Below are 12,390 nucleotides of genomic sequence, written 5' to 3'. Positions count from 1 at the left end.
TTATTACGCATTTTACGATCAATTTTTTCAAATTCTATGTAGATTTTGTAACCTTCTAAAAATTTCATCTTTTTGATTGTACTTCACTATTTTTTGTGTATAATTATAACATATGGGAGAAAATTTATGAAAGATATTGAAGATAATATTACCAACACCCCTAGAATAGGGGCACTTGCAGATTTTTTTGAAAAGACTGCGTTAGGCGAATTGGGAAAACCAGACAATACTTATCTAGGTGATATAAACTTATTTAAAAATGACGAAAAAATGTTATTCTTTTATTTAAATCATAGAAAATTACAAGGACAATTTGACAAACATTTCTACTCAAGTATCCCCTTTATATTAGAGGAAGAATGTCGCGTTGGCTCGGCATTAAAAGATTACTTGGAAAAAAGAGAGGGGACGCAATATTTGTATGTTCTTGGAGCTGCTGAGGGAACAATGGCTAGAACAATTGGAAATTTAAGTAATGGAAAGATAAAAACTTTATCTTGTAGTCCAACAAAAGCTAATCAGGATAATTTTTTTAGATATGGTAAACCACTACATTCCAAATTTATCTTATCTCCTTACAATAAAATAAACAACTAAAATATCAGAGAATTATTTCCTAATTTCAATGGTTTTGATGTCATAATAGAAGATACGACATTTCAGATGTACAGTCCAGATAGAGCTAAACAAATAAAATTTACAAAAGAAAAACTTAAAAATGATGGTATAATTGGTTTTATTGAGAAATTTTCCAATAAAGATATTACTGAATTTCTAAAAAGAGAACATATTAAAGACTCTCTTTTTAAGAATAGATTTTTCTCACAAAAAGCCATTCGACTGAAAAAAGAGAATGTGTTAACAGATATGAATAACTGTCTTGTAACAATAGATACATTTAAAAACATTTTGGCTAACTTTTTTAAATATGCTGTCATAAATTGGAATTCTGGAAATTTTTATACAGTCTACGCATCTAATAGCAAAAATAACCTCTTAAGTTTTTTATCTAATATGACGCCAGCATTAACCCCTAGTCAGTTTGTACATACCAAGCTTCCAGTCCCATTGCTAAACTTAAATGAGGATGATATAAAATATAGAGTTGTAAAGGAAAAATAATATGTCACTATCTACATGGATATCATACACCTTCGCTTGCATTCTACTTATTTCCCCTCCTGGACCAACAGTAACTTATCTTATAACAACTAGTATGACTCATGGAAAAAAAACAGCCTATGAAATAGTTTGGGGAAGTTTCTGGGGAGGACTTGTTTGTCTAATCCTTTCCTTTATTGGGATTGGAGCTATACTTAAAGCTTCGGAAACCTTGTACGCAATCTTACGTTTACTTGGAATCGCTTATCTTATCTATTTAGGAATCAAAAGTCTTCTTGGTGCTAATAAGGTAAAAGATAAAACTGAGAAAATGACACCTCCTGAAAAGGGAGAAGTCTTTAAAAATGCATTTTTACTGATATTTTTAAATCCTAAAAACATTATTTTCTTTGCTTCATTTTTACCTCAATTCATTAACCACAACTCTCCATTTTTATTACAAACTACAATATTAGGTTTGACATATCTATTTGTTGGTTTAATCAACGATTATTTATATAGTTATTTTGCATCGAATATTGGAAGTGCACTTGGAAAACATTCTGAAAAATGGATTGCATATATCGGTGGTGTAGCTATGATACTATCAGCTATAATCGTGGTATTTCAAAATTTTTAGTGAAATATCGAAAGAATTTTGAAAGCCTCCGAATTATTCACAAACCACTCTCTACTCCATTTACTTCATCAGGAAAATCATCAGAATATATAACTCTAATACCTAAAACTCAACCTCAAAATAACATATGATCGGAAAAGTATTTTTTCCACTTAAACAAAAGACACTCTAAAAACTTTTTTTGAACGACACCTCCAAATTAGACAGAAAAAATCTAATTTTGGGGGTGTTTTTATTATGAAATTGACTTATGAAGATAAAGTGCAAATAGATTATCTTTGGAAAGCTTTAAGCGATCTTAATCAGAAAAGGAGTACATGAAAGCTAAGAAGGCTATTCTAAAAAAGTTGAAAGAACTCCGATTGGAGGAAAAAAAAGAGCAAGAAGAAAAACGATAATTATCCAAGGGTTGGTAACAGAGTTTTCTTTAGAGATTTTTCCAAGGTAAAACTAGAATACCTTGATATACTTGACAAATGGTAGCAAAGGACTTAGCCCTATGCAATGCAGAACTAAATCCTTTGCTTAAATAAATTATCTAACTTTTGGGGTCAGTACACAGTTCGATTTGCTTTTTTTGTAAACTAGTTATCACAATTCTCCATCTTCTCCAGCATCAAATTTCTGGAATCGACTGTCGCTGTCTAACCTATTCTTCTTTGATAAGCTTTGAGTCGGAGGAGTAATGCTTGAAGTATCTCCCTTTGGAGTAATTCTTCCAGCTCCGCCAGTACTATTTAAGATTTTGTCTCTAACATTATCTCTAGTACTTGTATAACCTGCTCCGAAACTACTTGAGAAGTCTCTCTTAACTGTTTGACTAGCATTCCTGAATTCATTGCCAACAACTTCTTTACCAGATTTAACAGTCTCTCTGACTCCTTTAGACACATTACGTCCAGCAGCACTCATTGACTGACCAACAATCTCTCTATACTTAAGACCATGAGCTCTCCTATCAGCCATTGCTTTCCAAGTACCAGCGACTGTACCAGCAGTAGCACCAGCAGCAGTTAAGACTCCTCGTCTGATATTGTTTGTGGTCGACCCTACCACGCTACCGGCACTCTTAAGTCCCTTTACACCAACATTGGTTCCACTACTAACACTATTTCTTAGACGGTTAAATCCACTTTGATTTCGTCTGCCAGTATTTGGATTATACCTACCAACAGCGAAGTTTCTAGCACCGCCACCCATTTTATTAGCAGCCATCGCACCAACAGCCATTGTAGCAACTCCAGCCTTAGTTCCACTTGAAAGGTTAGTATCAATACCTATCCAGCGTTCCAAAACTTTTGAACCTTGAGAAACCGCAAGATAAACACCAAGGTAAACCGCAATCGTCGCAATGGCATGTTGGAATGGATCTAGTCCATCATAGAAACTTCCACCTAGAGTTTTCTTAGCAACATCAGATGCTCCAGAACCTAGATTGAGTTTCACTTCGCTATAAGTAATTAAGAACCATTGAGCTACTTTAACGAATAGTAGTTGGAACCAGATGGCAGCAATTCCTGTCATAACTTCCTGCCAAACTTCCAAGATTCTCATACTATTTCCCACTGCTGCGTAAGAAACTAGGGGTGAGATAATCACTGTTATAAGGGTTTTGAAAATTACTCGTACCGTGGTTACTAGCAATCCAATGAGAAGGAGTAAAAGAATGATTTGCTGAGTTATCAGTGCTATCCAGTCAACCTTATAGCGAGCGTAAGTCGGCAAAAAGGCTGTATTATCAAAACCAAGGAAATAACCTGATTTTGACGTAGTGACTCGTGCATAAGCTATCTTACCATCTGCATAACGAATGGTGTTGAGCGTGGATCTCATTACATCAGAGAAACCATTATAAGGTGAATTTGCCTGATCCTCCTTCAAGTCTTTTTGCTCTTTCCAACCAGTAAAGAACAATTTACTTGTTTGAAGAAGGGCTGTTACTGGGTTAGACATCGCAGCACTATTTTTAACCTGTTGCCACCAATCAACCGAACCGTCTTCTCGTATTCCTAACATCTTAGGTAGCGACGATACTCGTCCTTCACGCCCAGAATAATACTGCAACATGGCTTTATTGGTTGGGCCATAAGTTTCAGTAAAATTGGTGAACCAAATATTACCATCTGAAATGGTATTCCAGTTTTTATCCCCTGCTATAAAATGAGTATCTTCATTATACCCTAACTTATCTGTATCAAAATCCATTGCATACAGCATTTCGAGGTCAACCGTATTGCCCCTAAATGGGGTTACAGAAAGCGAAACACTCTGACCACTGCCAGTTATGTCATAATAGGCTAATCCTACGGTATCCTTTGCTATAGCACTACCAAATTTTGATGCAAACACCGGAAGTGCAGTTACAGAAAACGTAACCAAAATAATGTGATTGAAGAACTCTCGGTACCTGAAAGGTGCTCCTGCCATTGCCATTATAAGACGAATGAGCGTTACCAGAACAAATAATGAAATCCCAACGATTTGAAGCCACTTATAAACTTGACCAATAAAGCTATCAGATTGACTAATATAGTCAAACATCCCAAATAACTTAAACATGTTAAGGTAAGCTTTCTCAATCGCATAACTAAAACTATAGATACCTTTTGATAGCATCTCGGGAATAAAGCCAAAAGCTATAAAGACCCCAGTTGTTGGGTGGAGGTATTGGTCCCACTGTGCATAAAAGGATGCCAATAATAGCTCTTTATCTTTGTCACCTCCCCAACCTTTAGGTCCAACTTCATTAGGCCAATCTTTCGATTGAGAGATCATATCTGATAGGGATGGCCAGACCTTCCCTTGTTCAATCTCAATTGTTGCTTCTGCACCCATAGGTTACCCCTCCTTGTTTTCAGCTGAAGTTTCAGTAGAAGGAGATGTTGGAGTTGCAAATGCTGTTGTTGTCGGTTCAGATGTCACTACCCACCCTTGAGTAGCTGATGGTTTTTTCTTAACATTAAAAGTGACACGACGAACAGTCGTTTTTTGAGCCTCATCCGTTGTACCAACAACGTATGTAACCTCATAGGTATCTTTCTCATTCTTAACGAGTTCAACTTTCTCCAACATTGTGCTAGAAACAGTCGCTACCTCTGGGTTAGTAAATTTAGCGTCGTTATTATCCAAGTAAGCCTTAAGCTTATCCTTGTCTCCTGAATAATAGTATGACAAGAAATAACGAGCCATGACATCAATCTCATGTTCATGATCTTGTATCATTGTAAGACGCTCAGCTTTATCTGTTGTGGCCACAAGTTCTTTCTTGACGCGCGTGAAATTACTATTATAGACCATTAGCATCAACAATAAGAACACCGACAACGTACAAGAGCCAATAGCCAAAATCAATGGCAACTTACTTGGTGGTCCTACTTCTTCATCTTCATACACTCTTCCTGTTTTCTCCTTCCGTTTCTTAGCTCCAGCGACTGACTGTTTATGCTTATCCTTATTCGACATAAGACGATTTGGAAGTTCTCCTTCAATCGTTCCTGGTTTTGGATAAGGTGGCATATCAACAAGAGACAAGCCTAGACTTTCAGCATAACATGGAAGTAACCCCATTGGACCACTGAAAAAGTTGGAGATCCCTTCATAAGTTGTTTTCTCAAACCGTTTATCACGGTGTGCTTCTTCGATGAGTGGGGTAACGAGTTCCTTATAATCTTTCGTAATAACAAAAGGGGTAATCTGAGGTTGTCCTTCAATACTAGGGACTCCCGTAGTTGGTCGTGTCACACGACCATCTTGTTCCATCGGTTGACTAGCAAGAGCAATTCCTTTTAAGGTAAACTCAGAATATCGCTTTTTGATTTCTCGAAAAAGTAATTCTGCTTGTTTAAAAGTTAGAAATGGTAGACTTTGAGCAATACTTTCCTTCTTATTACTAGGGAAATATTCAGTGTCTAAGTCATCAATAATATCTGCTAACTCTTCATCCTTTTTAGGATTTGCATTTCCTTTCCACTCGATATAAAGAAACAAGGCATCTGGAAACAATACCTTGCGATTCCCTTTTATGGTAAGTAATTCTTTTTCCATAAAGTAAACCTCTTAACTACCTATTTGGGTTGCCAAAGATATTCAACAACTGAAACAAGTGCCGAACCAACACATAGTGCGATCGCAATCCACAAGAGTCGGTCAAGGGCTTCCGTTCGTTTCTTGTCACCCATCATCATCAATATACATGCAAGTAAACCAGATATTATTGCTATCCCTGGGAATACAAGTCGCAACATACCTGAAACATCATTAAGCGTATTAGTAGCCTCATTAGCTGGGTTAGTAGCTTTTCCTCCAGTTTGCTCCGCAAAAGCAAGCGATACAGAGTTTAACGTCAACAAAGCAGTCATTCCAAGTGCTGATGCCTTAGTCTTCACGTTGTTCAAAAATGTGTTTTCTTTCAAAACAGCCTCCTTAAAATTTTAATATCTGTAGTCTACAATAGTCCATCTACGAGTCACAACCTAGTGACACCCCTTAAGATGTAAGCAAGTAGTTACCATACTCCTCTGGAGGTATCCGTTTGACAGTAATATGAGTCTGACGCCTATCTTGAACTGTCTTTCTACCTGAGTTACCATACGCAAATGTTCCTGGTGCATATCCAGATAAAGACACATCAACCATAAAGTAATCTTCTGGCTTTCGCCCAAGGAAATACAGTTGCTCAAAGATTTCATCTGTTAACACTTCATCAATAGTTCTCTCTAAAGGCCTTGCTCCATCTTCTGGACTAACACCGACACTACTAAGATATTCATAAAAGTATTTTTTGCCATCGATAGTTTGGTCACCATCCTTAACATCCTCATAATTAATAAGGATATGATGCTCTTCAAACCAACTACTCTCATGTACAGCCATTTTTGAATAGACAATCTTATCAATGGTTTGTTTCGTCAAGATATTAGTAACTTCAATTTTCCAGCGGTTGATAAATTCAGGACGTTTAAAGATCTTGATTAACTCGTCTCTCATGTCCTTCATGAACTCTTTATAGTCAGTCTTGTTCATTTCTGTAAAGGTCTGACCAGAGGTGATATATTTATCTCTGATTCGCTTATGCCCCACGTTTGATGTAGCAATGATGAACGTATTCTTAAAATTGATTTTTCGTCCACGTCCATCAGTCAAATGCCCGTCATCTAGCATTTGCAAATATAAAGCCCAGACATCTGGATGAGCCTTTTCTAACTCGTCCAATAGTACTAACGAGTAGGGATTCTTCTTAATTTTTTCCGTTAAGTCACCTTTTCGCTCGTCATTTCCTATAAGACGAACAACGGCATTATCTGTCATGTATTCTGACATATCCAGCCGAATCATCGCTTCTTCACTACCAAACAGTTGTTTTGCTGCTTGTTTCGCCAATTCAGTTTTACCTGTACCTGTTGTTCCAAGTAGAAGAAGAGTTCCTAAAGGTCTTCGCTTGTTTTGCCCACCTTGGATACCTTTATACATAAGGCGCGCTATAGTTCGAATCACATGGTCTTGCCCCTTAACAACAGCACGCATCCCTTCCGCAAAATCCACTGGAGTTGAGGACGTGCGTAGTAGACTTTCCATAGGAATACCTTTTTTACGGTGAATGACACTCGCAATATCTTTTAAGGTAATCTCTGATTTCCCATCGATATTTGCAGTCGCTGAAGCTTCATCAATAATATCAATAGCTTTATCAGGAAGCATTTTATCCGTGACATAACGAATAGATAATTCTACTGCTGCCCTAATGGCATCAGTAGGAATCTCAATATCAAGTTCTCGTTTATACTTGGGACGACGTTTTTTCAAGACCAAAATAGATGCCTCTTTGTCCAGTTCATCAACGTAAACTGGTTGCAGACGTCGTTCCATCGCTGGATCTCGTTCGATAATCATAAACTCATCAGCTGTAGTGGCTGAAATAAGATAGATTTCCCCACGAGATAAGGCTGGTTTCAAGCTATTAGCGACGTCAAGAGCACTTCCCTCAACTCCAGTACCCATAATGGTATGCACTTCATCAATAAAGAGGATAAACTCATCTTTATGAGCCATAAACTCTTTAATCAATCCGTCCATTTTGGCAATGATGTTCACCTCTTTACCTGTATGGTCAAATTCTTTCCCTTGGATAGCAGATAATTCTAGTTGCTTAACCTGCTTACCTTGGAAACGTGTTGGGACATGGGCTTTCTTGTTAAGAATATCCGCACAAATTCCTTCTACAATAGCTGTTTTACCTACACCAGCTTCACCAATTAGTACAGGAGAGTTTTTTTCTAATCGATTCAGTGAGATAAAGACTTGTCTGATTTCATCTTGTCTACCCCAAGCCACAAAATCTTGACGCTTGGGTCTGATTTTCTCAGTAAGGTCTGTTGTGTATTTGTCAATATAAGGAGTCTTACTAAGATTATGGTTAGTCCTCTCCTTCATCTATTTATACTTCCTTCCTAAACGTTCTGCAGCCTTATCCATTAAGTAGCGACGGTTTTTCGAGCCATCATCTCTCAACTCTGGGTAACAGTTCTTATCAATTGGATAATAACGTTTCTTTGTCCGACGGTGTGCATGAATAAATTCCCAGAACTTATTTCCACCAGACGAAGAAGGGATCATCCAATAAACCGTTAAAGTCATTGTACAGAGTAAATTGATTAGGAACTTCAACTCTTGCCCTCTAGGGAAAAATATATCCCTGAATTGTAGCGGAAAAACAAAACTCCCTACTATAATGAAGGCTTTCATTACCGGAACACCGTAGTACTTTACCTGCGTGTAAAGACCACGAGGCAGTCCCCAGTTCCCCTCTTGTTGTTGATTTTCTTCTTGATTCATCCAGTACCTCCTAGAAGTCAATATCCATCATTGGTTGAATATTACTTTCAAAATAAAGGAAATAACGGAATTTCTCAGTCAAAAGCTCCACTTGATCCCTCTGAATACAAATAGAACCTTTCTCTCCAAAATCAATATCCAAAAGGTCCGTACATTCAATACGGCATTGGTTTAAGTGTGTCTTAACTACCTCAATGGATGTTTCAGAGTCATGATGTACGTTACTTGAGACAAAACTACGAAAGTTCTTCCAACCAACTTCTTTATCAATGATTTGATGTAGGCGTTCTAAACCGTCTGCCCATTTCCCTCTAAAAATTTGAAGGGGTTCATTCATAGCATTGCCTCGCTGATATTTCATCAATAGGCAATCCTGGTTAAGTAAATAGCGTTGTTCGTCAATTGTCATAATCGTTAATAAAGTCCTTTCTTTTCTACATCTATTCATCAATATCTTGTTTTACTGATCGTACTGGTGAATTAAACTTGTAGGTACCATCCTTAACTGCTTTGATATTTTTTTCAATCTGTTCAATGATTGTCTGAACATAAGCAGCATTCTCACGGGCTTTAGCTCCATCTTTCTCTTTAGTTCCAATACTTTTTTCAACAGATTCCATATCAATCTGCTTATCAGTTAACTCGTTACCGACCAAGTATTCTGATTCACGTTTTAACTGTTCAAGCGTCTTATTATCTTCCTTTATACTATCATCAAGTGTTTTTGCAGAAGCCAAGAGTTCTTTCCGTTGACCTTTTTGATATTTCAACTCCTCTTCAAAAATATTGAGGGCAAACTTCTCACGAGACAAATTCTTGACATATTTGTTTTTTAAGAGTTCATTTTGAGGAGTTACAAAGAAATCAACATAGGTCTTGTTAGCATCCTTATCTTTTTGTTTTTTCTGATTGGAAACTGAATTACTACTTGATGACAAGTAATCGTCATATTCTTGAACATCCACCTTCAGACTGTTAGAGTTTGGCGTCTTATTGGTCACTCGAATAACCATGAGCGTATAATCTGAAGGAACATTACGCAAAACCAGATACACTTTATCTCCAGTTAACGGAATGACTTCTAAAGTCACTGCTTCTGGGTTCTTAACACTACTTGGCAAGAAAACTTGCCAATCAAGATTTTCAGTATTGATTCCTTTATTAATAGCACTAGTCGCATCTGATGTTGTTAATTCCATAACGACCATTCCATTAGATGGTGAATACGTCATAGAGGTTGCTGTGATGCTTCCAAGGCCATTACCAAAGGTTTGCGTCGCTCGCAGCTGTGTCTCTGTGTAAGTAACCCGTTCAGGAGAGAAATAGGCAGTCGTAGCTGTCCATACCATTGTACCCAGTAAAGCATAGCTAATGATTAGCGTTCGCTTTAATCGATGTTTCCTAAAGTAAGAGATGACACTATTGATTGCCCTAATGGATTTTATCTTTTTAGAGGCCCTAACTGGCCAATTGTACCAGCCTTCTAGTTCCTGTGTATTTTCATAATCTTTAAATTCTACCATGAAGCCATGATAGGCTATTTTATATAGGTGTCGCAACCTAGTGACATAGGTTGACTTTTGAGATAATAACACTCTTATTTTGATTTCCTACTCTTGAAATAACACTATCAATAAGTTAGACTAGAAATGTATCTCTTTCTGGAAGGCGAGGTTCCTGAAGGTGCGAGACTAACTGACTATGTTGATTTTACTAGCTTACCCAAAAATGTTTATGTAGTAGTTTGGGGAGAAAATGGGAAATTAGATAGAAATGGTTTTCAGGCAGAATAATTGAAATAGATTTATTCAAGGAGGAAACAAATGGTCATCACAATCAAACCAATGGTGACAGCTGAGGAGATAGAAGGGAAATCCAGAGTTCATTGGCAGACATGGCGTGAAGCTTATGATGAGATTTTGCCCGCAGATTTTCAAGAACAAATGACTTTGGATAAGTGCCGGTTTTATAGTCAAAAGTATCCTGAAAATACCTTAATCGCATTGGATGATGCTAAAGTGGTCGGCTTTGTTAGCTACGGTGATTTTCGAGATTCAGCTACGATAGCGGGTGAAATTTTCGCCTTGTATGTCTTAAAAGATTATTATGGCAAGGGTGTGGGCCAGCAGCTCATACAGGCTGCTTTTGCTGCCTTGGATGGTTATCAAGAGATTATATTATGGGTTTTAGAAGATAACAAACGTGCCATCGCCTTTTATGAAAAAATGGGCTTTGTTTTTGACGGTCAGGAAAAGGTCATTGACCTAGGAAAAGCCGTGAAAGAAAAACGGATGATTTACATTAGAAACTCTAACAGTTAGTTTGGAAATAATAGATATATTTGTAAGGAGCACACAAGCGTTATGCACTTTTACTCCGCGGTATCAATGTCGGCGAAAAAAACAAGGTCGTTATGGCTGATTTAGGATTTTTCCTAGATACAAGTCATTGTTTTTATGAAAAATATTGTTGTTGTGGCCATTGGAACTTCCTGTTGTTCCAATGGTTTTTTTTAAAGTAACCTTTATGAGACAACAAAAAACGAGGCAAGTCTCAATGGACTACCTCGTTTTCCTAGTATTATTTCTACAAAGAAGAAAAACAATGACTATTTTTAGTTTATCAGTTAGGGGAGAAACCTAACAACACTAAAAACAGAAAGTGCAGTTATGTTTATGGGAGATCCCTGTTCATAACTAGTAGAAATGAAAAGATTATGTTAGTTCCGAGAGGAGAAATCTCGTCTAACCTTACAACAACAATGGTGGGGTTAAGGAGAGGGGAGAAACCTCATTTCTTAACCTTGATATAAGTATATCATAACAGGTCTTGTATTCGAAGCTCAGAGGACACTTTATTTCACTTTTTTTACACTTTTTTCAATCAAAGAGCGTAGCAATTCTTCGTCTGCTTCATATGAACCTATTCCATAATTGGCCAATTCTTCCTCTACATGAGTACGAACTACACTAACAGGATATTTGAACTCCACGATTTTATCCACAATGTCATCTTTATATCCTAGTTTGTTTGCGTATTCTTTCAAACGCTCCTCAGACAAATAGACTGCTCCTCGCTCTATTTGTCGGATCGTTGCTACTGGTACTCCAGTCTTTTCAGACGCTTGGGTTTGCGTTAGACCTAAATCACTTCTTAGCGCTTTGATTGCCCCAGCATAACCTTGTCTTATCAAGATAGCAATTCTTTCAGTAGTACGCTTTTGCGCCTCTTTCCATTTGTCGGTCTTCCGATACTTTTCAGAAGACTTTTGAACGCTCTCAGGATTTTTAGCCAACCATTTTTTTCTAGTTTCTTTCCCTTTTTCTGATTTTTGGTAATTAGCATTGATTTCTTGCTTTTTTTTCTTACCATGTTCTGTCTGATTATAATCTTTCATGTAGTTTCGCATATAAGCTGTGCGATCAAACTTCTTCTTTTTTCCTTCCTTCGTCATCGTTTTTCCCCATTTCTATTTTTTGTTTTATTCTCTGTATTATTATAGCACTATGTTAGAAAACATAGTGCTTATTTTTTCAGTCAAAGAACCACATCATGCTCGTGCTCACGTCTCATACGAGAAAGAATCATCTTTTGCGTCAGCTAACGGAATTCTGTGATTTTAGCTTTATTTACGATGAGTTAGAAAAGAATTATCGTCCTAACTTTGGAAGTAAAGCTTATTCACTGATTATGATATTCAAGTACCTCTTATTAAAAGACATCCCTTTTGCGAGACCATAGGAATCATCTTACTTAAAAGCTGCATCATTTTAGAACTCCTTCAACTCTTCAAGAACAACATCTAAGTCCTCTTTTTC

General features: G+C 37.1%; 12 protein-coding genes and 2 pseudogenes. 6 read left to right on the top strand and 8 right to left on the bottom strand.

Annotated features, from left to right (window positions below; genetic code table 11):
* Positions 1–126 precede the first annotated feature (126 nt).
* The 4 genes and pseudogenes from H7U02_RS11565 to H7U02_RS11560 all read left to right on the top strand — a co-directional run.
* Positions 127–597, top strand: coding sequence for a hypothetical protein (locus H7U02_RS11565; protein WP_260318483.1), 471 nt, complete (start codon positions 127–129; stop codon positions 595–597).
* 66 nt (positions 598–663) lie between these two features.
* Positions 664–1,122 (top strand): hypothetical protein, encoded by a 459-nt coding sequence (locus tag H7U02_RS11000; RefSeq protein ID WP_049554276.1) that lies wholly within the window; start codon positions 664–666, stop codon positions 1,120–1,122.
* A 1-nt stretch (position 1,123) separates the two neighbouring features.
* Entirely contained in the window at positions 1,124–1,741 is a 618-nt protein-coding gene (locus H7U02_RS10995) for a LysE family translocator (RefSeq protein WP_201043352.1), read from the top strand.
* 302 nt (positions 1,742–2,043) lie between these two features.
* Positions 2,044–2,177, top strand: a pseudogene (locus H7U02_RS11560) (IS3 family transposase); the annotation flags it as partial.
* Between the two features lie 155 nt (positions 2,178–2,332).
* Here H7U02_RS11560 and H7U02_RS10990 read toward each other — a convergent pair.
* From H7U02_RS10990 to H7U02_RS10960, 7 genes are all read right to left on the bottom strand, one after another.
* Positions 2,333–4,576, bottom strand: coding sequence for a hypothetical protein (locus H7U02_RS10990; protein WP_201043351.1), 2,244 nt, complete (start codon positions 4,574–4,576; stop codon positions 2,333–2,335).
* Positions 4,577–4,579: 3 nt separating this feature from the next.
* The gene (locus H7U02_RS10985) at positions 4,580–5,785 is read right to left on the bottom strand and encodes a hypothetical protein (RefSeq protein ID WP_201043350.1); all 1,206 of its coding nucleotides are present in this window, start codon (positions 5,783–5,785) and stop codon (positions 4,580–4,582) included.
* Positions 5,786–5,805: 20 nt separating this feature from the next.
* Positions 5,806–6,126 carry a hypothetical protein gene (locus H7U02_RS10980; protein ID WP_311637644.1) on the bottom strand — a complete coding sequence of 107 codons (321 nt, stop codon included), beginning with the start codon at positions 6,124–6,126 and terminating at the stop codon, positions 5,806–5,808.
* Between the two features lie 100 nt (positions 6,127–6,226).
* Positions 6,227–8,170: an AAA family ATPase gene (locus tag H7U02_RS10975; RefSeq protein ID WP_201043347.1), complete on the bottom strand. Its 1,944-nt coding sequence runs from the start codon at positions 8,168–8,170 to the stop codon at positions 6,227–6,229.
* On the bottom strand, positions 8,171–8,572 hold the full coding sequence (locus H7U02_RS10970; RefSeq protein ID WP_201043346.1) for a hypothetical protein: 402 nt from the start codon (positions 8,570–8,572) through the stop codon (positions 8,171–8,173).
* Between the two features lie 10 nt (positions 8,573–8,582).
* The gene (locus H7U02_RS10965) at positions 8,583–8,981 is read right to left on the bottom strand and encodes a hypothetical protein (protein WP_002892434.1); all 399 of its coding nucleotides are present in this window, start codon (positions 8,979–8,981) and stop codon (positions 8,583–8,585) included.
* A gap of 31 nt (positions 8,982–9,012) precedes the next feature.
* Positions 9,013–10,095, bottom strand: a complete 1,083-nt coding sequence (locus tag H7U02_RS10960) for a hypothetical protein (RefSeq protein WP_260318481.1) — start codon at positions 10,093–10,095, stop codon at positions 9,013–9,015.
* Positions 10,096–10,395: 300 nt separating this feature from the next.
* Here H7U02_RS10960 and H7U02_RS10955 point away from each other — a divergent pair, with 300 nt between their 5' ends.
* Both H7U02_RS10955 and H7U02_RS10950 read left to right on the top strand, forming a co-directional pair.
* Positions 10,396–10,893, top strand: coding sequence for a GNAT family N-acetyltransferase (locus H7U02_RS10955; RefSeq protein ID WP_073688966.1), 498 nt, complete (start codon positions 10,396–10,398; stop codon positions 10,891–10,893).
* Positions 10,894–10,931: 38 nt separating this feature from the next.
* Positions 10,932–10,997, top strand: a pseudogene (locus H7U02_RS10950) (DUF1697 domain-containing protein); the annotation flags it as partial.
* A gap of 429 nt (positions 10,998–11,426) precedes the next feature.
* Here H7U02_RS10950 and H7U02_RS10945 read toward each other — a convergent pair.
* Positions 11,427–11,969, bottom strand: a complete 543-nt coding sequence (locus H7U02_RS10945; protein ID WP_195413786.1) for a helix-turn-helix domain-containing protein — start codon at positions 11,967–11,969, stop codon at positions 11,427–11,429.
* Positions 11,970–12,390 lie beyond the last annotated feature (421 nt).

It is taken from the genome of Streptococcus sp. 3.1, from assembly GCF_016648915.1.
GTDB classification, from domain to species: domain Bacteria; phylum Bacillota; class Bacilli; order Lactobacillales; family Streptococcaceae; genus Streptococcus; species Streptococcus salivarius_E.
This window is presented reverse-complemented; position numbering and strand designations above follow the sequence as displayed.

Coding starts and splice junctions, on each gene's coding strand:
- H7U02_RS11565 (WP_260318483.1), top strand. CDS start 127: ATGAAAGATATTGAAGATAATATTACCAACACCCCTAGAATAGGGGCA.
- H7U02_RS11000 (WP_049554276.1), top strand. CDS start 664: ATGTACAGTCCAGATAGAGCTAAACAAATAAAATTTACAAAAGAAAAA.
- H7U02_RS10995 (WP_201043352.1), top strand. CDS start 1,124: ATGTCACTATCTACATGGATATCATACACCTTCGCTTGCATTCTACTT.
- H7U02_RS10990 (WP_201043351.1), bottom strand. CDS start 4,576: ATGGGTGCAGAAGCAACAATTGAGATTGAACAAGGGAAGGTCTGGCCA.
- H7U02_RS10985 (WP_201043350.1), bottom strand. CDS start 5,785: ATGGAAAAAGAATTACTTACCATAAAAGGGAATCGCAAGGTATTGTTT.
- H7U02_RS10975 (WP_201043347.1), bottom strand. CDS start 8,170: ATGAAGGAGAGGACTAACCATAATCTTAGTAAGACTCCTTATATTGAC.
- H7U02_RS10970 (WP_201043346.1), bottom strand. CDS start 8,572: ATGAATCAAGAAGAAAATCAACAACAAGAGGGGAACTGGGGACTGCCT.
- H7U02_RS10965 (WP_002892434.1), bottom strand. CDS start 8,981: ATGACAATTGACGAACAACGCTATTTACTTAACCAGGATTGCCTATTG.
- H7U02_RS10960 (WP_260318481.1), bottom strand. CDS start 10,095: ATGGTAGAATTTAAAGATTATGAAAATACACAGGAACTAGAAGGCTGG.
- H7U02_RS10955 (WP_073688966.1), top strand. CDS start 10,396: ATGGTCATCACAATCAAACCAATGGTGACAGCTGAGGAGATAGAAGGG.
- H7U02_RS10945 (WP_195413786.1), bottom strand. CDS start 11,969: ATGAAAGATTATAATCAGACAGAACATGGTAAGAAAAAAAAGCAAGAA.